18 protein-coding genes and 2 pseudogenes are annotated in these 26803 nt (G+C 61.5%); 7 read left to right on the top strand and 13 right to left on the bottom strand.

Annotated features, from left to right (window positions below; genetic code table 11):
- Positions 1 to 6: 6 nt before the first annotated feature.
- The 3 genes from VF617_RS07350 to VF617_RS07340 form a co-directional block, all read right to left on the bottom strand.
- Positions 7 to 900, bottom strand: coding sequence for a plasmid partitioning protein RepB C-terminal domain-containing protein (locus tag VF617_RS07350; protein ID WP_331014218.1), 894 nt, complete (start codon positions 898 to 900; stop codon positions 7 to 9).
- Positions 900 to 2459, bottom strand: a complete 1560-nt coding sequence (locus VF617_RS07345) for a recombinase family protein (RefSeq protein WP_331014217.1) — start codon at positions 2457 to 2459, stop codon at positions 900 to 902. Before VF617_RS07345 ends, VF617_RS07350 begins: the two co-directional genes overlap by 1 nt.
- A gap of 444 nt (positions 2460 to 2903) precedes the next feature.
- Complete coding sequence (locus VF617_RS07340) at positions 2904 to 4478, bottom strand: hypothetical protein (protein ID WP_331014216.1); 1575 nt, start codon at positions 4476 to 4478, stop codon at positions 2904 to 2906.
- 494 nt (positions 4479 to 4972) lie between these two features.
- On the opposite strand from VF617_RS07340, the gene VF617_RS07335 reads away from it, so the two are divergent.
- A complete protein-coding gene (locus tag VF617_RS07335) occupies positions 4973 to 5959 on the top strand; it encodes a hypothetical protein (RefSeq protein WP_331014215.1) in 987 nt (328 codons plus the stop codon).
- Here VF617_RS07335 and VF617_RS07330 read toward each other — a convergent pair.
- Complete coding sequence (locus VF617_RS07330; RefSeq protein WP_331014214.1) at positions 5956 to 6981, bottom strand: hypothetical protein; 1026 nt, start codon at positions 6979 to 6981, stop codon at positions 5956 to 5958. The genes VF617_RS07335 and VF617_RS07330 overlap by 4 nt on opposite strands.
- 64 nt (positions 6982 to 7045) lie before the next feature.
- Here VF617_RS07330 and VF617_RS07325 point away from each other — a divergent pair, with 64 nt between their 5' ends.
- Positions 7046 to 7303, top strand: coding sequence for a helix-turn-helix transcriptional regulator (locus VF617_RS07325; protein ID WP_331014213.1), 258 nt, complete (start codon positions 7046 to 7048; stop codon positions 7301 to 7303).
- An 18-nt stretch (positions 7304 to 7321) separates the two neighbouring features.
- Here the strand turns inward: VF617_RS07325 and VF617_RS07320 are convergent, their stop codons facing one another.
- The 4 genes and pseudogenes from VF617_RS07320 to VF617_RS07305 all read right to left on the bottom strand — a co-directional run bounded on the left by VF617_RS07320 (position 7322) and on the right by VF617_RS07305 (position 9708).
- Positions 7322 to 8035 carry a hypothetical protein gene (locus VF617_RS07320; RefSeq protein WP_331014212.1) on the bottom strand — a complete coding sequence of 238 codons (714 nt, stop codon included), beginning with the start codon at positions 8033 to 8035 and terminating at the stop codon, positions 7322 to 7324.
- A 45-nt stretch (positions 8036 to 8080) separates the two neighbouring features.
- Positions 8081 to 8722 carry a Panacea domain-containing protein gene (locus VF617_RS07315; protein ID WP_331014211.1) on the bottom strand — a complete coding sequence of 214 codons (642 nt, stop codon included), beginning with the start codon at positions 8720 to 8722 and terminating at the stop codon, positions 8081 to 8083.
- A gap of 126 nt (positions 8723 to 8848) precedes the next feature.
- A pseudogene (locus VF617_RS07310) lies at positions 8849 to 9173 on the bottom strand (DUF2218 domain-containing protein).
- Positions 9170 to 9708 (bottom strand): annotated as a pseudogene (locus VF617_RS07305) (PadR family transcriptional regulator). The pseudogenes VF617_RS07310 and VF617_RS07305 overlap by 4 nt, the downstream one beginning before the upstream one ends.
- Positions 9709 to 9798: 90 nt before the next feature.
- Between VF617_RS07305 and VF617_RS07300 the strand changes: the two are divergent.
- Entirely contained in the window at positions 9799 to 10197 is a 399-nt protein-coding gene (locus tag VF617_RS07300) for a hypothetical protein (RefSeq protein ID WP_331014210.1), read from the top strand.
- 28 nt (positions 10198 to 10225) lie between these two features.
- On the opposite strand, the gene VF617_RS07295 is transcribed toward VF617_RS07300, so the two are convergent.
- A complete protein-coding gene (locus tag VF617_RS07295) occupies positions 10226 to 11455 on the bottom strand; it encodes a PHB depolymerase family esterase (protein WP_331014209.1) in 1230 nt (409 codons plus the stop codon).
- A gap of 95 nt (positions 11456 to 11550) precedes the next feature.
- Between VF617_RS07295 and VF617_RS07290 the strand changes: the two genes are divergently transcribed.
- On the top strand, positions 11551 to 13176 hold the full coding sequence (locus tag VF617_RS07290) for a GNAT family N-acetyltransferase (protein WP_414713981.1): 1626 nt from the start codon (positions 11551 to 11553) through the stop codon (positions 13174 to 13176).
- Between the two features lie 45 nt (positions 13177 to 13221).
- The gene (locus VF617_RS07285) at positions 13222 to 14817 is read left to right on the top strand and encodes a family 43 glycosylhydrolase (protein ID WP_331014207.1); all 1596 of its coding nucleotides are present in this window, start codon (positions 13222 to 13224) and stop codon (positions 14815 to 14817) included.
- Between the two features lie 15 nt (positions 14818 to 14832).
- Here the strand turns inward: VF617_RS07285 and VF617_RS07280 are convergent, their stop codons facing one another.
- Entirely contained in the window at positions 14833 to 16749 is a 1917-nt protein-coding gene (locus VF617_RS07280) for a potassium transporter Kup (protein WP_414713980.1), read from the bottom strand.
- A 128-nt stretch (positions 16750 to 16877) separates the two neighbouring features.
- Here VF617_RS07280 and VF617_RS07275 point away from each other — a divergent pair, with 128 nt between their 5' ends.
- Entirely contained in the window at positions 16878 to 18227 is a 1350-nt protein-coding gene (locus tag VF617_RS07275; protein WP_331014206.1) for a DUF4118 domain-containing protein, read from the top strand.
- Between the two features lie 89 nt (positions 18228 to 18316).
- Here VF617_RS07275 and VF617_RS07270 read toward each other — a convergent pair whose 3' ends face one another.
- From VF617_RS07270 to VF617_RS07260, 3 genes are all read right to left on the bottom strand, one after another.
- Positions 18317 to 19447 (bottom strand): L-talarate/galactarate dehydratase, encoded by a 1131-nt coding sequence (locus VF617_RS07270; protein ID WP_331014205.1) that lies wholly within the window; start codon positions 19445 to 19447, stop codon positions 18317 to 18319.
- A gap of 35 nt (positions 19448 to 19482) precedes the next feature.
- A complete protein-coding gene (locus VF617_RS07265; protein ID WP_331014204.1) occupies positions 19483 to 21411 on the bottom strand; it encodes a hypothetical protein in 1929 nt (642 codons plus the stop codon).
- A 67-nt stretch (positions 21412 to 21478) separates the two neighbouring features.
- Positions 21479 to 23326, bottom strand: coding sequence for a hypothetical protein (locus VF617_RS07260; protein WP_331014203.1), 1848 nt, complete (start codon positions 23324 to 23326; stop codon positions 21479 to 21481).
- Positions 23327 to 23748: 422 nt separating this feature from the next.
- On the opposite strand from VF617_RS07260, the gene VF617_RS07255 reads away from it, so the two are divergent.
- A complete protein-coding gene (locus tag VF617_RS07255) occupies positions 23749 to 26679 on the top strand; it encodes a TonB-dependent receptor domain-containing protein (protein WP_331014202.1) in 2931 nt (976 codons plus the stop codon).
- Positions 26680 to 26803 lie beyond the last annotated feature (124 nt).

Raw genomic sequence — 26803 nt, 5'->3', positions numbered from 1 at the left:
ACGACCTCATTGCAGCATCCCCTCGCCAGGTTTGAGCCGCGCGCCGATGTTTTCGGGCATCGTTGCTAGACCTTCGTCTTCTAGCAGCCCCAAAAATTGCTCATCGCGCGTCAATCGGCGAAGCGCTTCGGAAATAAACAGAAGTCTGTTTCTGGTAGTTTCCGTCCGGCGGATCAGCGCTCGCTTTCGATCAGTATCCTCTCGATACGCCTTCACCAGCGCGTCTGCAGAAACCCTCTCGCGGGATTTAGTTTCGACCGTGGCCAGACCCTTACCGCGTCGTCGTCGAAGCTCGATTAGCCGCTTGGCGGCAATTAGCTTCCGGCCCTTAAGCAGGCCGCGTTCGTAGGCATTCGATAGGGCAGCTTGAACATCGTGGTCTTCAGCCTCCGCGATCTCAACCGCAACGCTGACAGGGATAATGCCACTTTCAACAGATCGCAGGAGGCGTTGTTCGCCCTTCTCGATGAGCCGCGCAACGCCATGAACGTATTCGAGCGTGAGGCCGGTCTTTCGCGCGATTTCTGACGAGGAGTGGCCGCGCTCCTGCATGCCGCGAATGTCCTGAAGGAGATCGAGCGCACGATGCTGCCGTCGCGCACAGTTCTCGACCAGGCTTGCGATCAGGCAATCCTCGGAATCCGCAGTTACAACAAGCGCGGGCACCTCATGCTGCCCCAGAGACTTATACGCCTCCAGCCGCCCTTGCCCACAAACGAGATCGTAGAAGGGACCGCCGGCCTCCATCCGCCGAGATACGGTGATCGGCTTTTTGAGGCCAAGCTGGGCGATGTTATCGACAATCTCCTTGAACGACTTCTTGTTGCGGACGCGCGGATTGACCACCGTGATACGATCAACAGGGATCATCTCGACGCGCTGAGAGGGAAGGGCCGACATCAGGCCGCTGTCCGCAGCGGAATGCGGGCTGCCATCCGATAGAAGGTATTTAGGGTGTCGAACCGATAAGCGTCGAGCGAGAGCCCATTATATTCTGCGAGGCGGAGCACCGCGTCGCGCATGTCCAGGCGCGGTAGCAGATAATAGTCGTGCGCTTGCTCGTTCGAGGTGTCCATCCGCACCGCGACCGTGATGTCGGCTTTCAATTCAGTGTCGAGACGCAGCTTCCACCGCAGCGATCCGGCTGCAGTTTGGAAGCACCGAACAATCACGATCGAGGCCGTGAATTCTTGATTGATGGACAACTGATCGGTTGCCGGGTCCTGGCTTGCCGTACCACCCGCTGCTTCTATGCCACGCAGTACTGTATCGATGATTGCGGGGTGCAGCGCTCGTAGCTTTCGGTTGGTTTCGAGATATCGATAGTCATGGTCGGGCGAGAAGCCGACCAGGGCATAGGCTCGAAGCAGGCTACCGAACCTGGATCGGAAGGCGCTGCTCGACGGACAATCGTCAACCTCGTCGATGATAAGCCCGGAAAGGTAGCCACGGCTTTCCAATATCTGCGCAAGCAGCTCCAGCATGCGTTCATCGCTAAGGCGGTCGGAACGCGCCGCGATGATAGTTTGGGCACGGTCAAAAAGTTCAGCCGTGACGATGCCGGAAAATGCACCATCTGAGCGCACCCAATCCTGTGGCGCGTTCTGCACGTGCGAGCTTTTGAGCTTGAAGGAGGTCCGGCCCCAGACGTTATTGCCGATATACTTCTCATTGATCAGCATCTGGTGGACTGAGCCCCGCGTCCAAGCGCGGTTCAAGTCCGTCGCTATGCCACGCCGATTGAGTTCATCGGCAATCTGGCGCTCGGACAAACCATCCTCGACAAACAGTCGGTAGACGTCGCGAACGATCTCGATCTCGGCATTGGGACCAGGGACCAGGATGACGCGGTCGGTGGCAATGCTTTTGTGCTCGCCACGATCAAGCAACCCCTTGGTCGTGCCCGACTGATCGACCAGCATGCGACGCAATCCGAAGCCCGCAGCACCTCCCTGACGGTATCCAAGTCGGATCAGATTAGCTTGCCCGGCGAACACCTTGACCGAGAGCTCTCGGCTATATTCGCCCGCCATCGCCCGCTTCACGGTCTTTATGATCGATGACCCGATGCTGCCATCGTTCTCGAACTGCTCCGCGCAATAGTGCACCTGCACCCCGGCACGCCTGCAGCGTAGTTCATATGTGGCAGCTTCGTCAGGGTCTTGGAACCGGCCCCAACGGCTTACGTCGTAAACGATCAGCGCGTTGAAGTCTGCGCGGCCATTTTCGACATCGTTCAAAAGGCGCTGAAGTGCCAACCTGCCTCCCAAGTTGAGGCCGCTTTTCCCCTCATCCGCGTAGGTGCGTACGATCTCATAGCCACGCTGGTCGGCGTATCGCTGAATGGCCTCCGATTGATTGTCGGTCGAATATTTTTGATGCTCGGTGGACATGCGCACATACTCTGCCGCCCGAATTCTCGGGGCGTCTGAAGAGGCGTCGGTCCCGCCTGTATGCATCCAATTTATTACCATCGCCGGCCTCAAAATGGCTCGGCGGCATAAGCCGCTGCGAATAGCCACTTAATGCAAAAGAGGCAGAACCATGGTTCCTAAAAGCGGAACTCGAGTTCCGAAATCACGATTTCCGATTTCGGATAGTCAGTTGGCCAATCTCATCGCCGAGGCGTTGCAATACGAGCTGGGGCGGAAGTCGCCGGGCATCCAAAACGATCATGGGCTGGACGAGCGTTTCGGATCACACGGCTCGAGATTGGCTGAGTGGACGAAAATGTCCCAGCAGCCCGCACCTCCTTGCGCTAGCGCTTAACTCACGAGCTATAATGCGACTTGTGTTGAACCTGACGGGACATGAGGAAATTCAGGTTCAGCTGAACCTACATGAGATCGAGAGCGCTCTAGAAGACGCCTTGACGCTGGTGCGTACGGTCGAAGGCTAGGCGGTCACCGTGTTGGTCCTGACAGTCCAACTAGCGGCACACACGATGGCGCATATTCGCCTTTCGCACTGATCACGGTCGGAATGGTGATGTATCCGATATCGGCCTCCGATCCCGAGGTCGGAAGGTAAATGATGATATTGAGCTGGGCGTCGGCAATATCGGTGTCGCCAAACCAGCCGCGAACCTCGATGTCGAGCCGTGTTAAGACGCTCATCAGCGCCTCGATATCCCGCACCGAGAACCATGCCGGTTTGCTAAGCAAAGAACTCCCGGTGGCATCGACGAACTCCGTGGCGGCTGTCCGATTACCGTCAATCCAAAGTCGATTTTGCTGCGGGTCGGCATCGACACCAACTCGATTTGGAAAAGACCGCCCGAGCTTTTGCTTGGAGGCTCGTCGATCATGATCCTGCCTCCGGGCATCGATGAACTTCTTTATCGACATCGCTCGTGTCGGGCTTAGCGCAAAATCCTTCTGGCCTGGCTCCGTGGCCAGTGCGACGTTGAGACCATGGTTGCTTTCGAGCGGTCGAATAGGGATCATGCCCCGGAATTGTTCGGCCTCAATTTCCCAGCCGTCGTCTGCCTTGGTAATCTGCCAGCCGTCATGGTTCTGAAATTCGGCAACGAAGCAAGCGATTGCGGCCTCGTCTAGGGTTAGGGTTTGGCCGACGGGCAGCATCGGTACGTGGTCCGCTAGCGTGGTAGCGGCCCATGGATAAGAATAGGCTTTGCAAGCCGCTTCAACTCGGCAGACGTTTTGCCCACGGTCAGTGAGGTTCGTGATCGCTATGAGGCGCGGTGCGCGCTTACTCCCCTTGGGGCTGAGCATCGCAATCAGTTCGATAGCCCTATGAAGGCGCCCTAGCGGCTTGGCTGCGAGCAAGTCATCAACAACCCCCGTCTGGGGTGCATATCGGAGAAGGATCGGGCTTAGGGCTGCTTCGTCCGCCTCAATCAAGTCGATGATCTCTGCGTTATTGTGCGCGTCGATGCGCACTAGGACGGTTGCGAAACCTTCCTTGACAGGCACCGGCATCGCGACGGGTTCCGAGGCTGCGCTTTCCGAAAGTAGCTGCTTGGCCAGTTCAAGCCGCGTCAGCTTCGCTTTGCTGCGGAGTGACTGCCTCACCTCACTGCGCGCAGCCGAAGCTTGGCTATACCGCCCCTTTATGCCGCCCTCCTGGAGCCACCTGGCTAGGGCCGAGGGTTCCACGCGGCTATGGTGCGCATAGCGCAATACAGTTGCGTACTGTGAGAACGACGCAGCCGAGAGTTTGGTCGTGAACGCCAGTTTGACGAGTGCGTTGTAGGGGTTCTCCCGAGTGACCTTATTCCAAGTTCCCGAACGTCCAACGATAAACGCCTCCATGAGCGATATTCCGTCGGCCTTCGGTTGAGCTCGCAGCGCCTCGCCGAATGAAAACAGCTCACCAAGCGCTACATGGAGCTTTTCAGCCCCGTCGTACTGATGCTGTTCATAGTCGGAAGCGTGGGCCGCCACGGCACCGAAGGCAGTTCCGATTTCTTGCAACTGGCTGTCGAGGGAATTGGTGCGGAGGTCGAGGGAAGACATCTTTGATCCTTGGATGCGCGATTTTGTTTAGCGGCTAAACTTTGCTCGTTCTGGCATCTGCTCAGCTGCGGACGCAATATTCTTGACTTCAAGGGGCGGCGGTAAGCACGGCTCGCGTTATGAGCGCTGCCTTATCAAATCTGCACACCGCGAACCGAGCGGTCTATCTACCCGCCATTTCCGCAGGCTTCGGAGTGTTTGCCCACTCGGGGAATTTCCAGCGACAGGTGCCTGTCACAGCACAGGACTTGAATTTCCTCGACCCTAATAACCGGTTTTTCCGGTACCCTTACGCGCTCTACAGCGCAGGCCAGGACGTAAAGACAGAGGCTACGGCGCCTCCGCCCAACATAGTGTCGATGCGGGATCGAAGCTCCACGATCATTCTCGGGGACAGTGGCGGCTTCCAAGTTCAGGGCAACAGTATCGAGTTTCGTGGAGCCACCACTACGCGCCGGATGATGAGGTGGCTCGAACGTACAGCCGACTGGTCAATGATCCTTGATTTTCCGACGGGCGGCATTTCGTTGGGCAACATGAAACCTCATAGCGAGCGACTGATCGCAGAGGGTCACGACCTGGACGGTATGAGCCGCGCGAACGGTCTCTCAAGGGACTATAACGCCTGCGTCACGCAGACGCGGATTAACAACGACCTGTTTGTGGGGGAGCTCGCGCCAGGCGCCACGAGGTTCTTAAACGTGCTGCAAGGCCGCAACGAGGCTGAGAGCCGCTTCTGGTACCATGCGGTCAAGCACTATCCGTTTGACGGCTGGGCACTGGCTGGCGGACACCAGAAGGCCTTCAGCCTGACGCTTCGTCGGCTGCTAGACATGCATGCAGATGGATTGCTCGCAAAATGCGGGTGGCTTCACGTACTGGGGGTTTCGACGCTGGAGGTCGGGGTTCTGCTGACAGTGGTCCAGCGAGCTATCCGTGCAAACATCAACCCGAATATTCAAATCAGTTTCGACAGCGCCAGCCCGTTCGTATCTGCGGCCAAAAACGGGATGATCGTCGGGCACACGCTTAGCGATCGTTTGTGGGCCGTTCACAGCACCAACGTGGCCGAGATCGAGAACGCACACCGCAATCTATCGGTGTCAGAATTCTGTGAGTTGAAAGCTGTGTCGTCTGGGCTGGCCAATGGATCAGTAGGCCTGCGGGTCGCAGAGAGCGCGTTCGGCTCCAAGCTTCAGATCAGGCACATCTGTGCTGGAAGCAAGGGAAGCTCCGACGTAGACACCGAAGGCTCAATGATATTGATGCATCACAACACGTTCGAATGGCTACGCGCGCACGAAGACGCGCATGTGGCATTCTACGGGCCCGATCCTCTCGCGGCACCGTTGCGCACGAAGACCATCGCAACCATGATCGATATGGTATTTCGTGGCTATGCCATCCCGGGCAAACCCATTGGTAACCCATACGATCTCATCGACGAATGCGAGTTCTGGCTCGACGAGCTAGCGGCCTAATTGGGCCTACTCGCGCCCGCTTCCTCATCTAACCTACGTTGCTCTTCTCCAGACGTTATATCGGGTGCCTGCGAGGGGAACTGCGTCACCTGCGGATCGAATGGCAGCCGATGTCCGGTGCTGTCATTCATCCGACCGGTGCATACCTGATCAATCACCGATCCTAAGCCACTGCTTGGCGGATACACCTTGGCAGCTAGGCCTTCGACCGGCTTCCATCGTTCAAACGCCGCGATCGACCTGGCTTCCCGTGATGTGCAGTCCACGCGAAGGTAGTACAGCACATTTCCAGAAACCGATAAGAACGGGAATATGACGGCGCCAGAAGTGGCACGTGTTACTTTGTCTCGCGCAACGTACCAGCGTTGGTCAGCGCTTGGCCCAACGAACCGCCAGTCGTTGGCCTCGACTAGATAGTTCAGGTAAAAGCCATCGGTTCCCAAGCCTGGCGCTCGTTTCGCAATCCGGTCGCTAAGGCCATTCACTAGCTGGGTTTCTTCAGCCTCTGCGGCGGGCTGAGCGGCGGTTGTGGATTGCGAGCGGCTTGAGGGCTCGGAAGCGCCTTCTCCCGTGGCACTTACGAAAACGATCCCTCGGCCCTTACCGCCTTGGCAATAGTAGGCCGTGCTACCGACGCCAGAGACCTTGTCAGGACAGGATACCTCCACATCATACATATGGGCCATCGACGAATTCGCTAGCACGGTAGCCGTCTTAGAAAAGACCTTTATCAGGCCAAAGGGGCCGCCACGGAACTGCCAACACCCGTTGTTGCGGCCATAAAATCCGCTTGTGAATTGGTCTACGGCCTCGCTGTTCTTCTCTCCGTCGCCGGTCTTCGTAGCTGCGCCGATAAGTTCCTCGACTTTCCCCGTGTCGTGGCAAAGCGTGACGCGCTGCATGGCGGTGCCCTCGCGCTCTCTCAGCTCCTCCAGGAGCGCCCGGTCTTCGCTAGGTTTATCCGTCGAGCATCCAGCGGCGACCAGGAAGCAGAAAAGTGCGGCTCTGCTGGCGAAAGTCATCAAGCATTCCCTCATGCTGCATGAGAAAACTGCATATGTCCTTTTCGCATATAGGCCAAGCCGCGTGGCAGGCGCGATCCATTCTGAGGCATACCACCAGATGGTGGCGGAGCTGCGCAAAGTGCGGCTAGAGATTGGCCTGCATCAGTCCACGCTCGGCGAGTTGGTCGGCAAAGATCAGTCGTTCATCAGCAACATTGAACGCGGTGAGCGCCGTGTAGACATTCTGGAGTTCTATGCGCTCGCCCGAGCAATGAAGTTCGAGCCCGCTGAGCTTTACGCGCGGATCACCTCGGGCCTGACCACAAAGGTCAGCATCTAGCGCGAGCCGCTACGAACTTCATTCAGCTGGAGGTGGAAAAAGATCGTCGCCTCGATCGGCTGGCGGACGCGGACGCTTCGCCTTCTCCTTAACGCCTGCCTTAGAAAGAATGTCGTAGGCATCGACAAATCTCTGAAAGAACTGCTCGGTCTCTTCCGTCGGCAATGGCGGCAAATCGTCGAAGCTGTAGGTCGCACATACGCGCTCATCACATCCCAGAGGCCGACTGAGATCGAGCAGCATGAGATCACCATTGTCGAGGTCGTCCATCGCAAACAACGAATGGATCGCACTGGAGATGACGTGCAAACCTTGTCCGCCCGGCACATGACCCCGCCTGGGCTGAAGATAAAATATGACCGGCTTACCGCGTTCGATGAAGAAGAACTGAGGGTCTACCTTTATCGCGATGTCGGATCGCAGGTTCAGCAATCGTGGCGGAAGGGCATGGCACATGAACTTCCCGCGCTCATTCGCGGCATCCCAAATTAGGCCGCCGACCTCTTCGTTGTGCGGGCGTCCAGCTTGGTGGCCGCGTTGGCCGCAAGCTCGCACAGCTGCTTCTCGCGTCATTTCCAAGCTGAAGACAGCGCGTGCTTGCCGCTTGGCAGGGTCATATCCCCATACCGGACCGCTGCCTTCGAGATGCCTTTTATAATTGATGACGGTCGACGAAACGTCAGGTCCAGTAAGCCGAACGACATCTTGGAGCGGGGGAATGGGGAGTGCCATTGCCTATATTACCGCGCAATATGATGTCGCTGCAACTGCTGTTGGCTATTGGATGCTTGCGCCGCTGGAGAGACATGTAAAATGTCGGTGGATAAGTGAGTTTGAAATTTCCATATTCAATTTCACCTTCCCATCGGGCGCATTCCACACCTGATGCCACGGCCCACCGGGTTCGTGGGTGATCGCGGATAATTCAAAGGCGCCGTACCCCGAATAGTAGTCAAGGGTCGACCGGAGCAGGCTTGTGGTTTCCGCGCAAAAATCACCTCGCGCTTCGGTTAGCTCGCCAGTTTCCCAGTCGAGGATGGCGGCCCTCGACATAATCGGACCAGACCCAAAGCTTTTGAAAGCATCGTAGACGGCGCGAATGACGGGACCGTGTTCCCAGGCCTCGACACGGTTTGAAATTAGTGGTTCACCGCGCGAAGCCAAATGCCATCCATGTGCAAAATAGATATGCTTGAGGACTTCCATATTGGTGAGCTTGATGCCGCGGCTATCTGCATGATCAAGAAGGAAATTGGCGACCTGCCGTGCGTCATGCATGTTATGGAAAATCCCCTGGCCGCCCATGGTCATACCATGCGTGTGCCGGCCGATACAAAGCGATTGATCAGTGGGCAACCATCGCCGTGGCGCATTCGCCGATTTAATGCGCAAACCCATGCACAAGCGGCGATAGTTCAAATTAAAATGCATTATATCAATAGTTTATGCAATCTTGACTACAATCGCACTGCAGAGGTCAGGGGTTCGATTCCCCTCAGCTCCACCAGCCGCTAGCCGCATAGCGTTCCCCCAGCGAAACAGGCGCTAGCTCCAGTCGAACGCGAGGGGCGCCTCCCGGAAGGCGAAGCGGTCGAGATGGCGGGCGACCGCGCCCTTCAGTCCTTCGAGTTGCCCGTCCGAAGTCGCATCGATCCGGATTTCCAGCCCGCCTTCCGCCACATTGAAGGTCACCACCGCGTCGCCGGGCCATTCCCCCCCGCGCGCGTCGCGGGGGGAAGGTGACCGTCCCGTTCTCGGGCGTGAACTCGACCTGGAGATTGTGGCTCCAATGCTTGCACAATTGCTGAAGGTATTTGCCCGCGCTTCCTGTCGGCACCAGGGCCCGCGCGGTCACCGTTACGATCGTCATGCCAGCCGCTCGATCTTCTGCGCCGCTTCGTCGAGGATCCCGGCAACATCGTGCAGGGTGGCGGCATCCACGCCGTTGGCAGCCAGGCGGTTCTGCAGCACTGCGCGCAGATTGCCCATGGCGCGGCGGACCGGGCCGCCATCCGTACGCGCCTGATGCGACGCGAGCTGCGCCAGTCGTTCGAACAGCGCGGCGACTTGCTCGGCATGTTCTGCCAAGTGTGCGGCGCCGGCATCGGTGATAGCAAAGCGCTTCTTGGCGCCGTCGGCCTTCTGCTCCGCGATATGGGCCATGTCGCCGAGCATGTCAGCGTGGGGTAGACGACGCCCGGGCTGGGGGCATAGCCTCCGCCGGTCCGCTCTTCGATTTCGCGGATCAGATCTATCCGCGGCGCGGTTGTTCTTCGATCAGCTTGAGCAGGATCAGGCGGAGCTCGCCCCCATCGAACATCCGCCGCCCGCGCCCGCCTTCGCGGCCGGGATGCCCGAACCCCTGAAAGCCCCCGCGCCTGCCACCGCCGGGACCGCTCATGCATCCCGAAATTATGGTGGAATGCAGTCCATTTGCATGCCCCAGTTCCGTTTTTGTAAGCTGCGGTTCAGGCCGGCCGTGTTAAGCAGCATCCATGCTCAACATCATCCACTCGCTGCTCCTCGGCGCCGCATTTCTTGCGACGCCCGCCATCGCAACCACCCGGGACGATCCAGACGCCGAGTTGCAGAAGCTGCTCGCCGGACGTTCTGCGGGTATGCCGGTTTCCTGCATCGGTCAGGGGAGTGCAACCAACGTGACCGTCATCGACGGGAAGGCGCTCGTGTATCGCGTGGGCAGCCGGCTCTACGTCAACACGCCGGACAACGCCGCCCGCCTGCGCGACGACGATATCCTGGTGACCCGAACCTTCGGGTCGCAGGTCTGCAGCCACGACGTGGTTCACCTGGTCGATCGCGGCAGCCAGTTTCCCAGAGGCTTCGTGATGCTCGGCAAGTTCGTGCCCTATTCGAAGCCTGCAAAAGCTCGCTGAGCCGCCCGGCTCGGCTGCCGCGCGGCCCTCAGCGCATCAGGCCGGCTGCCCGCAGCGCATCCTCGATGACCTTCTTGACGCCGTCCGGGGCGGGGTTCGGTTCGGGTTCGTAGTCGTTGGCCGCCGCCGGTTCGATGCGACGAGGGATAACCACTTCTTTCATTGCGGCCGGATCCGCGCGTCGTGCGCTCTCCGTCAAGCCCCAGAACTGCGCGATGTGGCGTGTCGATGAAATGGCAACTTCCAGCATGTGAGCGCCGCTTTGCCCGTAGCCGGCTTCGCCATGGCTCGAGAGCGGCGTTCCGTGGCCCATCCCCGTTATGAGGTAGCTTTCGATGACTGTGCGTCCCTTCGCATCGAGCCAGGCACGGCGAGGGTAGCCATCGACCTTATCCACCACGTCAGGCTCTGCGGCGACGCCGTGAAGCGCCCGCCACTGAGCCAGAATCGCGTCTGCGTTGGATGGGACTACGATATGGTCCGACGTGCCGTGCCAGATGGAGATAGTCGGCCACGGGCCTGAATGCTGCGACGCCGCTCGGACCGAAGCCGCGAGTGCCTTGTCCGCGGGGCCGCCATGTCCGCGCATGCGATCGAAAGCCTGGGGCACGCTGGTTGCCGTATCGAATGCGAGCCCGGCGATTATGGCTCCGCCTGCGAACACGTCGGGATAAGTCGCCAGCATGACGGATGTCATCGCACCGCCTGCGGACAGGCCGTTCACATAGATCCGGGCCGGATCGATGGCGTGACGATCCATCATGGCTTCGACCATCTGGATGATCGACAGGGGCTCGCCTTCACCACGCCTGCCGTCTCCCGGCTCGTACCAGTTGAAGCAAAGGTTCATGTTGTTCGCCCGACGCTGCTCCGGAAACAGCAAGGCGAAGCCATATTCGTCGGCGAGCTGCGACCACCCCGAGCCGCTATTGTAGCCTGCGGCATTTTGCGTGCAGCCGTGGAGCACCACGACAAGCGGCGCGCCGGCCGAGGCCGATTTCGGCACGTAATACCAGGCGTCCAGCGCGCCCGGATTCGATCCGAAGTCCCGCAGCTCGGTCAGGCCGCCGGCCGCGGCCGGTGGGCTTTGGCGCGAGCGGTGGGCGCGAAGCGCGGCCAGACGGCCGATCGTATTCGAAATCGATCTCATGATATCTCCTTCGGCCAGAAGCCCCCGAGCGGCCGGACAGAAATAGAACGCGCACGAGCAGGGTTCGTTGCTGCGGCGCAGCATTCTTTTGGACGAGCCGATTGCCACGGCCCGTCGCGTGGACCAAACAAACTTTGTCGAGGATTTGCCGCTGCTGCCATTAGCGGCCGCCAGGCATTATCGCCCGGCCGGAAAATCCAAGCATGAAGCAGGAGCGTGAAGTGCCCAGAAAGAGTCCAGCCACGCTTGAGGTCCGCGTCGCCGTGCCGAGCGACGCCCCCGGGATCCTGGCGTTGATCAGCCGGGCCTATCCCGGCGTCGAGAATTACAGCACGGGCCAGATCAGCGGCCAGATCAACAATTTCCCGCAGGGCCAGTTCGTCGCCGTCTTCGAAGGGACGGTCGTCGGCTATTGCGCTTCCTCACGCATCGACGAGGCGGTGGCACTGGCGCCGCATGATTGGGCGACGATCACCGGCAATGGCTTTGGCAGCCGCCACGACCCGACCGGAGACTGGCTCTATGGCATAGAGATGGCGGTCGATGAGCGCCGAAGGGGCCTCCGCATCGGCAAGCGGCTCTACGAGGCGCGTCGGGCGCTGGCGGAGCGGCTGGAACTGCGGGGTATCGTGTTCGGCGGCCGCATGCCCGGCTATGCACGCGTTAAATCCAAGGTGGATGGCCCGGAAGCGTATCTCGCACGAGTGCGGGAAGGCGAGTTCCGCGACCAGGTGATCGGGTTCCAGCTGGCCAATGGCTTCACTCCGATCGGCGTGCTTCACAGATACCTGCCCCTGGACAAGGCATCCGACGGTTTCGCGGCGCACATGGTGTGGCGCAACCCCTATGTGGATCCCAATGAGCCGCCCGCATTCCGGGTGCCGCGGGATGTCGAAAGCGTGCGCTTGGCGACGGTTCAGCTCCAGGCGCGTGCAGTGAAGAACTTCGACGAATTCGTCCAGAACGTGGAATATTTCGTCGATGTTGCCGCCGATTATCGCGCGGACTTCGTGGTATTCCCCGAGCTCTTCACCATGTCGCTGCTCTCATTCGAATCCGAGACGCTGTCGCCGATGGCCGCGATCGACCGGATGACCGAGCACCGCGCGCCCATCGTGGCCGAGCTTTCCCGCATGGCGCTACGCTACAACATCAACATCGTGGGCGGATCGCATCCGACGCGGACGGACGACGGCAGCATCCAGAACGTCGCCTATGTCTGCCTGCGCGACGGATCGGTGCATGCGCAGGAGAAGATCCACCCCACCCCCAACGAAGCCTATTGGTGGAAGATCAGGGGCGGCAGCTCGGTCGATGTGATTCAGACCGACATCGGACCCATCGGCGTGCTTATCTGCTACGACAGCGAATTCCCGGAACTCGCGCGCCGGCTGGTGGACGAAGGAGCGCGGATCATCTTCGTGCCCTTTTGCACTGACAATCGGCAGGGATATATGCGCGTGCGCTATTGCGCCCAGGCGCGCGCGATCGAGAACCAGTGTTTCGTCGTGCTATCGGGTAATGTCGGCAACCTGCCCGGTGTGGACAATATGGATGTGCAATATGCCCAGTCCTGCATTCTTACGCCTTGCGATTTCCCGTTCGCGCGCGACGGGATCGCCGCCGAGGCTAGCGAGAACATCGAGACGCTGACGATCGCGGACGTGAATCTCGCGGATCTTACCTGGGCACGCGCGGAAGGCACCGTGCGCAATCTGGCGGACCGCCGCTTCGATCTCTATCGCATCGACTGGAAGACAGGCACTGCACGGGACACAACGCCCAGAGAGACTCGCCCGAGCGGCTCCAAGGCGCCCGGCGGGGGCTGAATGGCACGGACATGCCATGTCCGCGAAGGGATCAGGCGAACGCATATGACTTTTTCGCGGCGGGAAGCATTCACAGCCACGATCGCGGGGACGGCGGCGGCGTCGCTCCCGGCGGGCCCTGCCAGCGCCCTGGCGCCGGCCAAGGCTCCAGCTTGGCGGCGCGGATTCGATAATCAGCGCGTGCCGGACCTGGGCAACGGCAAGTTCCTCAATCCGCTGATCTCGGGTGACAAGGCCGATCCCGCCATCCTGAAGGACGGCCAAGATTATTACATGACCTTTTCGAGCTTCGATTCCTATCCGGGGCTGACGATCTGGCATTCGCGCGATCTGGTGAACTGGCAGCCGCGAAAGGCGGCGTTGCGCAGGAATATCGGCGCGGTCTGGGCCGTGAGCCTCGAAAAGCATGACGGGCGCTATTTTCTGTACATCCCGGTCAAGTCGAAGCCGAACTCGATCTTCGTGATCTGGGCCGATCATATCGACGGGCCGTGGAGCGATCCGATCGACTTGAAGATGCCTGCCCATATTGATCCCTGCCATGCGGTGGGCGAGGACGGCTCGCGCTGGCTTTTCCTTTCGGGGGGCGATCGCATTCGCCTTTCGGCGGACGGGCTTTCGACCCTGGGGCCGGTGGGGCATGTCTACGACCCGTGGCGCTATCCGGACGATTGGGAAGTGGAGGGCTTCTCGCCCGAAGGACCCAAGATCCACCGCCATGGCGACTATTTCTACATGATCACCGCGGTGGGCGGCACTGCCGGTCCGCCCACCGGGCACATGGTGATCGCCGCGCGCTCCAGGTCGATCCACGGCCCCTGGGAGCAATGCCCGGCCAATCCGCTGGTGCGCACGACGAGCCTGGACGAGAAATGGTGGTCTCGCGGGCATGCCAGCCTGGTCGAGGCGCCCGATGGTAGCTGGTGGTCCATCTATCACGGTTTCGAGAACGGCTATTGGACGCTGGGCCGCCAGACATTGCTCGATCCCGTGGAGTGGACGCGCGACGGCTGGTTCCGGATGAAGGGCGGCGACTTGTCGCAGCCCATCCGCAAGCCCAGGGGCGGAAACGCGCTCCCCCACGGCCAGCCCTTGTCCGACGATTTCAGCCGCCCGCTCCAACTGGGCAGCAAGTGGAATTTCTTCAAGCCCGCCCCCGATGAAGCAATGCGTGCGCGGACCGAGGGTGGGGCGCTGCTGCTCAAGGCGAGTGGCGCTGCGCCGAGCGGCTCTTCGCCCTTGCTGCTGACCGCGGGCGATCAGGCCTATCAGTTCGAATGCGACATCGAGATTGCTCCGGGCGGCGTCGCGGGGCTGCTGCTCTTTTATGACGAGAGGCTCTATTGCGGGCTCGGCTTCGACGAGAAGCGCTTCGTCACGCATCAATATGGAATCGAGCGCGGCCGCCCGGCCAACCCGTACGGCAGGCGAATGCGGATGCGCGTGACCAACAACCGCCATATCGTCTCTTTCCACACCAGCGGCGACGGCGGGGCGACCTGGAAGCGTTTCGACCGGGGGATGGAAGTGTCTGGCTACCACCACAATGTCCGCGGCGGATTCCTGATGCTGCGGCCTGGGCTCTACTCGGCCGGGGAGGGCGAGGCGCGCTTTCACGACTTCCGTTTCCGGGCGCTGTGAGGGGATGGACCTGCGCTAGATCTCCAGTTGGCTTCCCAGCTCGACGACACGATTGGTTGGAAGCTTGAAGAACTCCATGGCGCTTTCCGAGCTCTTCATCATCCAGGCGAAAAGCCGTTCGCGCCACATGGCCATTCCGGGCCTTTCGGCAGATGCGATCAGCTTCTGCCTACCAAGGAAGAAGCTGGTGCTCATCATGTTGAAGGGCTCGCCGATCGAGTCGACCCGGGCCAGGTCGCGCGGGATATCGATATCCTCCATGAACCCGTAGTGGAGGATGATCCTGTAGAAGCCTTCGCCGGCATAGTGGACTTCCAGGCGCTTGCCGGCCTCGGAAAAGGGCACCTCCTCTACTTTGACCGTGAGGATCAACACCCGATCGTGAAGCACCTGATTGTGCTTGAGGTTGTGGAGCAGCGCCGAGGGGCATCCTTCCGGTGACGCCGACAAAAAGACCGCCGTGCCGCGCACCCGGTGCGCCGAGGCTGCCGCCGACTTGATGAACACCGGCAGCGGCACATCCGACTCGCCCAGCCGCTCGCGCATCAGCCGCCGGCCAGCCGCCCAGGTGGTCAGGATCGTGAAGAGCACGGCGGCGACCACCAGCGGGAACCAGCCGCCATCGGGAATCTTGGTGATGTTCGAAGCGAAATATATGCCGTCGATCAGCAGGAAGAGCCCGATCACGCCCGTGGCCGCCAACCGGTTCCAGCGCCATACGCGGAAGATCAGGAACCCGAGCATGATGGTCGTGATCAGCATCGTGCCGACGACCGAGATGCCATAAGCCGAGGCAAGACGGGTCGATTCGCGGAAGCCGAGCACCAGCAGGAGCACCATCGCGAGGAGTCCCCAATTGATGGACGGGATATAGATCTGTCCCGCCGCTTTCTCGCTTGTGTGGAGCGTGCGCAGCCGCGGCAGGAAGCCGAGCTGGATCGCCTGGTGCGTGACGGAAAAAGCGCCCGAAATGACCGCCTGGCTCGCGATGATCGTGGCGGCGGTAGCGATGAGCACCAGCGGGAGCCGCGCCCATTCCGGGGCCATCAGGTAAAAGGGGTTGGCCACGGCTTCCGGAGTGTCCAGCAAGAGGGCGCCTTGCCCCATATAGTTCAGCATGAGACAGGGATAGACGAGCGTCACCCAGCTGAGGCCGATGGCCTTGCGGCCGAAATGGCCCATGTCCGCATAAAGCGTCTCGGCGCCGGTGACCGCCAGGAACACCGATCCCATGGCGAGGAAAGCGAGTTGCGGATCGTAGCGAAAGAATGCGAAGGCCCAATACGGATTCACAATCCCGAAGATCTCGGGATGCTTTACGATATTGGCAATGCCGAGCGTCGCAAGCGTGGCAAAATAGATCAACACGATCGGGCCGAAGATCGCGCCCACCCGGGCGGTGCCGCGCGCCTGTATCAAGAACAGCGCGATTAGGATGGTCACGGCGATGGGCAATACGAGCGGCTGGAGGCCTGCCTCCACGATCGTCAGTCCTTCCACCGCCGAAAGCACGGAGATTGCCGGCGTCAGCATGGCATCGCCATAGAATAGCGAAGCGGCGAGCACGCCCAGGACTACCAGCCCGGCATTCCACTTCTTCCCCTTGAGGTGCCGAGAGATCAAGGAGAGCAGGGCGAACGAGCCGCCTTCGCCCCGATTGTCCGCGCGCATGGCGATGAAGACGTATTTCGCAGTTACGATCAGCATCAGGGACCAAAAGATCAGGCTCAGCACCCCGAAGATATGCAGGCGATCGACAGCCAGGGGATGAGGCCCGATGAAGCTTTCCTTCAGCGCGTAAAGCGGGGAGGTGCCGATGTCCCCATAGACGACACCGATCGCACCGAGCATGAGGATGGGCAGCCTTTCCTTGGGCCCGGGTGCGGTAGGCGCCAAATCTGCGATCGGCGACGTATTGGTGGCTTCGGTCATGTCCTAAGCCTGGTCCCGACTCGCATAAAGATTCCATGTGGATTTTGCTCGGGGGCTTCGGAGATGAACCCGGGATCGCGACAAAATGTGCTCGACGGGGCGTGGGCCAGCGCGCAATCTCAGCCGTCATGACGAGGCGCACATTCGCATACAGAGGCTGGGCGCCAGGCATCGCGCCGCGCTGGCAGGCCTATGGGACTGCGCTGCTGATGGTCGCTGCCTCGACTCTGGCGGGCCTGCTGATCGCGCCCCGGTGGGGAAGTGGACCCGTGGTCCTCCTGTATCTGCCACCCGTGTTGGGGGCGTCGATTCTATGCGGGCTATGGCCGGCGCTGGCCGCCGCCCTCGCGTCCACCCTGGCCTATAACTACTTCTTCACCGCGCCTTATCGCTCCTTCGTCATTTACAGCCCGGCGGACATGGTGACGGTCGCCATCCTGTTTCTGGTGGCGCTGGTCACAAGTCACCTCGCCGGTTCGATGCGCGAGCAGGCGCATCTCGCGCGGGGGCATGCCGCGCGCAACGCGACGATCGCGGGCTTCGCGCGTCGCCTGCTGTCCAGTGCGAGCGAGTTGGACATCGCGCACGCGGCAGTGCGCGAACTGTATGGCCTGCTGGGTTGCAATGTGGTGCTCGTGATGGGCCGCGACGACCCCAGGCTGGTGGCAAGCGCGCCGACTGAAATGTCTCTCACTCCGGGCGACATCGCCGCGGCAACGCTGGCGCTGCAAACTTGCGACCGCACCGGACGGGGGATTCGCCGGGCGATGCTTGCCGACTGGGAATTCCACCCTGTAGCATCGGATCATGGAGTGTTGGCCGCTGTCGGGCTTGCTCGCGACGACGGCCTGCAGCCCGTGCAGGAGCATTTGCTCTTGCTGCTCGACAATCTTCTCGATCAGGCCGCGCTTGCCCTCGAACGCGCGCGGCTGGAGCGTGAGGCACGGGAGTTCGCGGCATTGCGCGAGCGCGATCGGCTGCGTTCGGCCTTGCTCGCGTCCATCGGCGAGGACGTCAAGCCGAGGCTCATGGCAATCCTAAGCGCCGCCCGCGCACTGAGACGTGACGGCGCCAGCGACAAGGCGCTGGTCGCTACCGTATCGGCGGAAACCTCGAAGCTGGATCGATATATCGAGAACCTAGTCGATCTCAGCCCAGGCTCCGATCGGAAGCCCATCCAGATCGGCGCGGTCACGATCGACCTCTATCGGCGCTCCGTGCGCAGGGAAAATGAAGAGGTTCACCTGACACCCAAGGAATATGCGGTGCTTGCGGAGCTCTCAAAACATGCGGGCCGGGTGCTGACCCATGCACATTTGCTCCGCGCTGTCTGGGGGCCGGCGCAGGAAGGCCAGATCGATTATCTGCGAGTGGCGGTGCGCGCGCTCCGACAGAAGCTGGAACAGAACCCCGCACTGCCCGAGCTTATCGTGAACCAGCCGGCGGTGGGCTATCGCCTGCGGCCCCCTGAGTGCTGAGCGGCCCGTCCTGATGAGGCGCAAGATGTCGCTCTGCGTCGGCCTTAGCAAAGCCGTTCGGCACTCCGAAGCTGCCGCCGTCTGGCCAGTCAGGATCGGCCGAAGCGCGCGCTGCTGACTGTCCAGGCGCGCGCCTGTTCGCTGAGGCTGAAGCCAAGGCCGGGCCGGCGGGGGACGAGCATGCGGCCATCGCGTATTTCCAGCCGCTCCTCGAACAGCCGATCAAGCCAATCGAAATGCTCGACCCACGGGCCGTGGGGATAGGCCGCCGCGAGATGGAGATGGATTTCCATCGCGAAATGCGGCGCCATGCGCAGCCGCTTCCGATCGGCCAGCGCCATGATCTTGAGGAACTGGGTGATGCCGCCCACGCGAGGGGCATCGGGCTGGATGAAATCTACCGCGCCCAGGCGGATCAGCTCACCATGCTCCGCGACGCTGGTCAGCATTTCGCCACTCGCGATGGGGGTATCGAGCGCGGCGGCGAGCTGGGCGTGGCCCTCCGCATCGTAAGCATCGAGCGGTTCTTCGATCCAGGTAAGGTCGAAGCTCTCCAGCACGCGGCCGACGCGAAGCGCCGTCGTGCGGTCCCATTGCTGGTTGGCATCGACCATCAGCGGCACGTCCGGCCCGATATGTGCGCGCACTGCCTCCAGCCGGGCCAGATCGAGCTTCCAATCCGGCTGTCCGACCTTGATCTTGATTCCGCCGATGCCCGTAGCGAGCGCCCCGTCGATATTCTCGAGAACCTCGTCTATCGGCGTCGACAGGAACCCGCCGGAGGTGTTGTAGCATTGCACCGAATCCGCATGCGCGCCGAGCAATTTGGCGAGCGGCAGCCCGGCGCGCTTCGCCTTCATGTCCCACAATGCGATGTCAAACGCCGCGATCGCCTGGGTGGCGAGGCCGCTGCGGCCGACCGAGGCGCCGGCCCAGACCAGCTTGATCCACAGCCGTTCGATATCGTTCGGGTCTTCATCCAGCAGCCGATCGGCGATCTCCGCGGCATGGGCGTAGAGACCGGGGCCGCCCGCGCGCTTCGAATAGCTGAAGCCCAGTCCTTTATGCCCCTGCGCGCTTTCGATCTCCGCGAACAGGAACGCGACTTCGGTCAGCGGCCGCTGGCGCCCGGTCAGCACCTTGGCGTCGCTGACCGGGGCCTTGAGCGGCAGGAAGGCGAGCGACAAGTCGATCCGGACGATACGGTCGCCTTCGGCCATGCCAGGTGTCATCGCTTGGCTTTCCGCTCACTGATTCAATAGGGATTGCCGTTCGCGGATTCACGCTTGCCCTTGTCGCGCAACTGCTCGTCCACCGCCGGCGCGCCCCAGGGGAAATCGAGCGTCGGCTGATTGGCATAGCGCTTCATCTTGAGCGTCAGCTTCGTGCCGGCCCCCGGCGCTAGCCGAACCGTGCAAGTGCGGTCGCCCACCGTCCGCGTCGTAGCGCCGTCGGAAATCGAGAGGATCTGGTGCTCGCCATAAGCGCCCCCCTGGATCGTGACGGTGCGGCTATGGGTGGAGCCGATATTCACCAGGCTGACGGTGGTCGTATCGGCTGTCATGCTTTCGACCAGCGCGGCTACGTCCTTCGGGACGCCGGGCCGCCGGGTGTCGGGATCGAAATAGCGCAGGCGGGTTATATGCAGCGCGCCGCCAACGCCGGGCGATATGCGCGACCAGCCGGGCCGGCCGATATGCGCGCCGCCTTCCATCAGCTGAATAAGCTCGGAGACGATCGCGGGGTTCTGGTCCATCATCGTATCCACCAGCCGCGTGTCCGGCGTGGTGGTGTCGGCGCGCAGCGCTTCGGCCTTCTCGCGGATCTTGTTCATCGCGCCGCGCATCGCCTGCCCCGGATAGCCGGGGTTCTTGCCTTCGAGATATAGCAGATAGGGGTGATCGGGCGCGCGGGCGCGGTCCGATGCCTTCATCGTCAGCATGTAGATATCCTGCGACGCGACTTGCCACCTGCCTGGCTTGAAGCTGTACCAGCCATTGTCGCCGTACATGGTCGGGGAAGACATCTTGCCATCGACCATCTTGGCGTTCGAATTGATCCGGTCGGTCATGCGCCGCCACACGTCTAGATATTTATCGTCGCCGGTGATGAGGAAGGCGCTGAGGAACCCCAGAAAGCTGTAGGGGATGCGGTTGCGGTCCTCGCGCACTCCGGTCATCGGCACGACCGGGCTGAACGACCAGCCATAGACGCCGCCATACCATTTGCCCTCGGTCTCGCCGCCCAGCTTGCCATCGAGCCCGACATTTGTGGGAATGATGTCGTTGTTGGCCTTGGCGCGCTCTGCCCAGGCGTCGGTATATTCCAGGATCCAGTCGCGATACTTCTTCTCATGCGCCAGCGCATAGGCGTTGAACGCCAGCGTGGTGGAGATCAGATTGAGCGGATTGTCGCCGACCGTGTCGTTGTAATCCTTGAAATGCGCGACGAACTCTTCGTAACTGCGCTCGCCGTGAAGCAGCGCCTCGGGCGCGATGCCGGTCACGTCGATCGGATCGCCGGCCCAGTCCAGCCCCGTCGCCTTGCGCATCAGCGGCCCGCGGCTGCCGTTGAACATCGCGCGGATGATCTTGTGCTTGGGATCGTAATTCGGCGCCGCGGGATCCTCGCCGGTGTAGAAGCCGGCGAAGCGGCGAACGCGGTCGCGGTACTTCTTGTTATAGGGATTGCCGAGGCCCATCACGTTGAAGACCGTCAGTCCCTCTGCATTGTGCTGCCAGTCCATCATCACCGGGAATTCTTTGAAATACATGCCGTTTCGCGCGAACGGCACTTCGGTGGTCTTCGCTTCGGTATATTGGCGGACATGGCCCTCATAGGCCTTCTCATACATCTGGCGAATGCGTTCCGATCCGCCGAGCGAATAGAGCTGAGGCCAGTTGTTGACGTTCTCGATCGCATCGTCGGGCCCGTCATTGCCGCCCCAGCGCTCGATGGCGGTAAGATAGCCGCGCTCGTCGAAATAGCGCTCGAAGAACGCCTCGCAGGCTTCGGTCTGCGATTCGATGAGCTCGCGTTCGAGCAATGCCCATTCGGGCGCGGGCATAAGCGTGGCAATCTCCAGCACGGGGTCCGCCAGCGTCTTGGCCGCCAGCGGCGAGGCCGCGGCGGTCAGGCAAAGGGCAGTGGTGCCGAACAGGAACGAGCGACGAGTGGCAATCATGATATTCTCTCCTCTTCGCCGGCTTCTGGCGGCCGGCCGGTACGAACCGAGGGCAGGGGGGACTGGATCAATGGCTCCAGGGCAGATCGAGCGTCGGCTGGTTGGCATAGCGCTTCATCCGCAGCGTCAGGCGGGCGCCCGCGCCGGGGGCCAGCCGCACAGTGAAAGTGCGTGCGTTGACCGGCTGGCTCTGCGTGCCGTTTGCGACGGACAGGATCTGATGCTCGCCATAGGAGCCGCCCTGGACCGTGACCAGCTTGTCGTCGTTCAGGCTCAAATTGACCAGAGTCACCGTGGTCGTGTCGGCCGTCATGCCATCGACCAGCGCCGCGACATCCTCGGGCACGCCCGGGCGGCGCTTGACGGGATCGAAGTAGCGGAGCCGCGCATGCTGCGGCGCCCCCCCGATCGATGGAGAAGTGCGCGACCAGCCCGGCATGCCCATGTGGATGCCGCCCTGCATGAGGTGAATCAAGGCGGCGACCCTGGCGGGGTTCTGGTCCATCACCGTATCGGCGAGGCGCGTATCCTCGGTCGACGTGTCGGCGCGCAGCTTTTCGATGCTGGTACGAACCGCCGCCAGGTCTTTGCGCATCGCCTCGATCGGGAAATTGGGGTTCTTGCCTTCCAGATAGAGCAGCCAGGGCTCGTCGGGCGCCCGGGCGCGGTCCGACGCCTTCATCGTAAGGATGTAGATGTCGGCGGCGCTCAGGTCGTAGGTGCCCGGAACATAGCCGTACCAGCCATTGTCGCCATACATGCGCGGCGTCGTAACCTTGCCGTCGACGATCTTCTTCTGCGCATTGATGACATCGGCTTGCTTGCGCCACACGTCGAGCCAGCTGTCGTCGCCGGTGAGCAGATAGGCGCTCTGGAAGGCGACGGCGGCGCGAGGACCGCGGTTGCGATCCTGGCGCAGGCCGGTCTGCGGCACGATCGGGCTGAACCCCCAGCCATAGGTGCCGCCATACCATTTGCCGCCGACTTCGCCGCCGATCTTGCCGTCGAGGCCGATATTGCTGGGGATCAGATTATTGTTGGCGCGGGCCCGATCGCGCCAGGCGCCGACATATTCGAGCAACCAGTCCTTATATTTGGCTTCGTGATCGAGCATATAGGCGTTTAGCGCGAGCGTGGCCGTTTCCAGATTCAGCGGATTGTCGCCCAGGCTGTCGCCATAATCCTTATAGTGCGCGAGCATCTCTTCGAAATTGCGCTCGCCGTGCAGCACCGCCTTGGGATCGAAGCGCGCGACGTCTATCGGATCGCCGGCCCAATCGAGCGAAGTGGTCTTGCGCAGCAGCGGGCCGCGGCTCCCGTTGAACATGCTCTTGATGATCTTGTGCTGCGGATCGTAATTGCCCACCGCCGGATCGACATAGAAATCGGCGAAGCGGCGGATGCGGTCGCGGAGGCGCGGATTCTCGGGATCGGCCAGGCCCATCACGTTGAAGGGAGTCATCCCCTCGCCGTTATGCTGCCAGTCCATCATGACCGGGAATTCCTTGTAATACATCCCTTCCCTGGCGAAGGGCACTTCGGTCGTCTTCGCCTCGCTGTACTGGCGGACATGGCCCTCATAGGCCTTGTTGATCATCGGCAGCAGCTTGTCCGAGCCGCCCAGTGCGTAGAGTTGCGGCCAGCCGTTGATATTCTCGATCGCGTCGTCGGGGCCATCATTGGCGCCCCAGCGCTCCACGACCAGAAGATAACCGCGTTCGTCGAAATAGCGGTTGAAGAAGCGCTCGGCGCCCTCCGCCTGAACCTTGAGCAAGGTCCGCTCGAGCATCGCCCATTCCGGGGGAGCCATCGGTGTGGCGACTTCGACCGTGGCGGACGATTGCGCGGCGGCGGGGGCGGCGCTTGCAATGAATGCGGCGCTGGCGGCCAGCAGCATACGGCGGCTCAATTTCATGGTCATCCTCCCGTGTTGCGATCTCTTTGGCGGACCGCACTCATTATCGTTTCCGCACTGTTTCCCGCCTCGTGTCGGAAAAAGGCATTGTCCCCTGGTTACTCCAGCCGAGCACGATCGGTCTAAACCAAAGTCGCTATCGACCCATGCGTGGATTGGTTTGATCGGGCTTGTTGGACCCGAAATTCCGCCCAAGGAGCCGATAATGACCCAGCCCGCACCTGCAATGTGGCTTTCTGACGCGCGTCGATGTCAAACCGGCATCGGTCGATAGGCGATTTGATTTAGACCGCACGCGCCCCGCTGCGTATGCATCGTCATGATTTCCCGGGCCGAGAATGAACCTCAATGCCACCGGCCCGGAATGCACGAATAAAAGCGATGCCCACGAAGGCGCCGCCAAATACTGAAAGGGAGAGGTCATGAAATCCGTAGGAACAAGCCTGCGCTTCGGCGCATCTTTATTTGCGATGGCGACGGTCGCGGCACTCATGCCTACCAGCGCGCAGGCGCAGGTCGCTTCGCCAGCGGTGGCGGCGCCTGAATCGACCGCCGAGCACGAACAGGACACGACCGAGGAAGCCGCCGCCAACAGCGAGATCGTGGTCACGGGCTCCAGCATCCGTGGCGTCGCGCCCGTCGGGTCCAACCTGATCCAGGTGGGCCCCCAGGAGATCGCGGAAACCGGCGGCCAGACCATCTCGCAGGTGCTGCAGACCGTGCCGGCGCTCACCAGCATGGGAACGTCGGGCCAGGGGCAGATCCAGGGTTCCTATTATCAGCCCCAGATCCATCAGCTCGGCTCCAGCGCCAGCACTACCACGCTGATCCTGATCGACGGCCACCGCACCTCGTCGGGCGGCACCAATCATACGAATACCGATCCGGGCATCCTGCCGATCAACATGCTCGAGCGCGTCGAAGTCCTCGCGGAGGGCGCTTCATCGACCTATGGCTCGGACGCTGTCGCGGGCGTGGTGAACTTCATCACGCGCAAGCGCTTCGACGGTATCCAGCTTGCCGGGCAGGCCGCCTTCAAGGACGGCGCCTTTGGCTACAACGCCTCGGTCCTGATCGGCAAAACCTGGGACGACGGCTCGATCATCGCCGCTTATTCGCGCTCTGACCTGGAGGCGCTGGCGAATACCGCGCGGCCCTTCACCGATCCCTATCATATCGACGAGGGCGGCACGAACTTCCGCAATTTCAACTGCGACACGGCTACCCTGCAGCCGAACGGCGCCGGCAACATCTTCCTGAACGCGACGTCCGGCCAGCAGGTGGCCAACAGCGCCGTCAATTCGCCATGCAGCGCCTGGGAATATGGCAGCCTGGTGCCGCACGAGGTCCGCAACAATGCGATGGTCAAGGGCATCCAGGAGATCGGCAACCTGACCGTCACTGCCGAAATGGTCTACGGCGTCCGCCGCAGCGACGCCAATACGTCGCGCGGCACGCTCACCACCACCGTCTTCGGCACGGGCGCGCAGGCGAATCCCTTCTATATCACTCCCGCCGGATATACGGGGACCGCCACTCGCCAGACGGTGCGCTGGAAGGCCGACGAGCTATTGGGCCGCGGGGCGAAAACCCTGAGCGGCTCGGACAGCTTCTATGGCGATATCGAACTGCGCTATCGCATCGGAGATCGGTTCAACCTGAGCTTCCTGGCCCTCGCCGGCCGCGACGAGAGCTATGATCGCACGACCGGCACGATCAACGGCGCCGTCGCGAACCTCGCGCTCAACGGCACCGTCTACGCCAATGGCAGCCTGACCACGGCATCGCTGCCAGGTACGAACATCTTCGTGACGCAGCTACCGCTCACCGCCGCCAACGCACTCGACGTGTGGAACCCGGCCGCGACCAATCGCACCTCGGCCGCGGTGCGCACGGCGTTGCTCGACAACAAGAACGACCTTCGCCAGATCCACGGGCTGCGGCAATTGCGCCTGGTGGCCGACGGCAACCTGTTCTCGCTCCCGGGCGGCGACGTGGGCGTCGCGATCGGCGGGGAGCTGCTGCGCTTCACGCTTGACCAGTTCAAGTTCGGCGGGAACGGCGCCGGCCCGGCGAGCACGCAATCGACCACCTTCCAGCTCGAAGTCGTCCGCTCGGTGAAGTCGGTGTTCGGCGAGATCAACATCCCGATCGTCGGGCCCGAAATGGGCGTGCCGCTCGTCGACAGCTTCAAGGTCAACCTGTCCGGACGCATCGACAATTACAGCGACTTCGGGACAACCTCCAACCCCAAGGCGGCGTTCAGCTGGGACGTGGTGCCGGGTCTTCGGTTCCGGGGCAATGTGTCCACTTCCTTTGTGGCCCCGCCGCTCAGCATCATCGGCGACGCGAACGGCGTGTACGTCAACTCGCGCTACGAGACCTTCACCAACAACATCGAAGTCCCGGTCTCGATCTATCCGACCCTGCCGCAAATGGGCATTGCCGGCTGCACCGCCACGTCCAAGACCTGCAACATCTCTTCGCTCCAGGGATTGCGCGTGAATACCGGCGATCACGATGCCGGGCCGCAAAAGGGCAAGGGCTGGGCGATCGGCTTCGATCTCGCCCCGCGCTCCATGCCCGGCTTCAAGCTGCAGGCCACCCTGTGGAATGCGAAGGTGACCGGTGCGGTCACCGGGCCGCAGATCGGGTTCGTGGTGAACACGCCATCGCTGGCCTATCTGCTCAACTTCTATCCGGGCGGCGCGACTCCCGCCCAGATCGAGCAGGCCACCCGCTACATACCGCCGGCGACTCCGCTCCCTTCGGTAACTTCGTACATCCTGCAGGTGATCAACTCGAACTATCTGAACCTGAACGTCCAGGGCATCGACGCCAACGTGAACTATGATGTGGTGACCAACGGAGCCGGCACATTCTCGATCGGCAACTCGATCACTTATTTCACGCGCTTCAAACAGTCCTATGGCGCTGACGGCGTCGAATATAGCGTGCTGAATTCGACCGGCGCGAACGGCGTTTTCCCGTCGGTCCAGCTTCAGGGACGCGCGAATCTGGGCTGGGAGTATGAGGGGTTCAGCTCGAATCTTTTCATGAACTATACCGGCAAGTACCGGAATTTCGGGGGAAGTTCGGTGCTCCCGACGGGCAAGGACTCAGCCGGAAACCCGGTCAGCGGCGGCGACCTCGTCAAATCGAACTTCGTATTCGACCTCAACATGCGTTACGAGTTCAAGAGCGGGTTCATGGCGGACAAGGAAATTACGCTCAACATCCGCAATCTTTTCGACAAGGAGCCACCCTTCTACAACAACGCCTCCGGATATGACGGCTATGTCGCCAATCCGCTGGGGCGTGTGATCTCGATTGGCCTCCAGGCAAAGTTCTGAAGAGGCCGGGGCGGTCCCGGGTCCCCTTCCGGGGCCGCCCATCGAGAGGGACATTGCATCGAGCGATAGCGCCATTGGCTTGGACCGGAGATCGTCAGGCGGATAGGCACAGACCAACCCGCCT

Source organism: Sphingomonas sp. (genome assembly GCF_036388215.1).
In the GTDB taxonomy this organism is placed as follows: domain Bacteria; phylum Pseudomonadota; class Alphaproteobacteria; order Sphingomonadales; family Sphingomonadaceae; genus Sphingomonas.
Note: the sequence above shows the minus strand (reverse complement) of the source record. Positions and strands in the feature narration are given on the sequence as shown.

Coding starts and splice junctions, on each gene's coding strand:
- VF617_RS07260 (WP_331014203.1), bottom strand. CDS start 23,326: ATGAAATTGAGCCGCCGTATGCTGCTGGCCGCCAGCGCCGCATTCATT.
- VF617_RS07280 (WP_414713980.1), bottom strand. CDS start 16,749: ATGACCGAAGCCACCAATACGTCGCCGATCGCAGATTTGGCGCCTACC.
- VF617_RS07265 (WP_331014204.1), bottom strand. CDS start 21,411: ATGATTGCCACTCGTCGCTCGTTCCTGTTCGGCACCACTGCCCTTTGC.
- VF617_RS07320 (WP_331014212.1), bottom strand. CDS start 8,035: ATGGCACTCCCCATTCCCCCGCTCCAAGATGTCGTTCGGCTTACTGGA.
- VF617_RS07335 (WP_331014215.1), top strand. CDS start 4,973: ATGATCCTTGATTTTCCGACGGGCGGCATTTCGTTGGGCAACATGAAA.
- VF617_RS07330 (WP_331014214.1), bottom strand. CDS start 6,981: ATGACTTTCGCCAGCAGAGCCGCACTTTTCTGCTTCCTGGTCGCCGCT.
- VF617_RS07300 (WP_331014210.1), top strand. CDS start 9,799: ATGCTCAACATCATCCACTCGCTGCTCCTCGGCGCCGCATTTCTTGCG.
- VF617_RS07285 (WP_331014207.1), top strand. CDS start 13,222: ATGACTTTTTCGCGGCGGGAAGCATTCACAGCCACGATCGCGGGGACG.
- VF617_RS07275 (WP_331014206.1), top strand. CDS start 16,878: ATGACGAGGCGCACATTCGCATACAGAGGCTGGGCGCCAGGCATCGCG.
- VF617_RS07340 (WP_331014216.1), bottom strand. CDS start 4,478: ATGTCTTCCCTCGACCTCCGCACCAATTCCCTCGACAGCCAGTTGCAA.
- VF617_RS07345 (WP_331014217.1), bottom strand. CDS start 2,459: ATGCATACAGGCGGGACCGACGCCTCTTCAGACGCCCCGAGAATTCGG.
- VF617_RS07290 (WP_414713981.1), top strand. CDS start 11,551: ATGAAGCAGGAGCGTGAAGTGCCCAGAAAGAGTCCAGCCACGCTTGAG.
- VF617_RS07255 (WP_331014202.1), top strand. CDS start 23,749: ATGAAATCCGTAGGAACAAGCCTGCGCTTCGGCGCATCTTTATTTGCG.
- VF617_RS07270 (WP_331014205.1), bottom strand. CDS start 19,447: ATGGCCGAAGGCGACCGTATCGTCCGGATCGACTTGTCGCTCGCCTTC.
- VF617_RS07350 (WP_331014218.1), bottom strand. CDS start 900: ATGTCGGCCCTTCCCTCTCAGCGCGTCGAGATGATCCCTGTTGATCGT.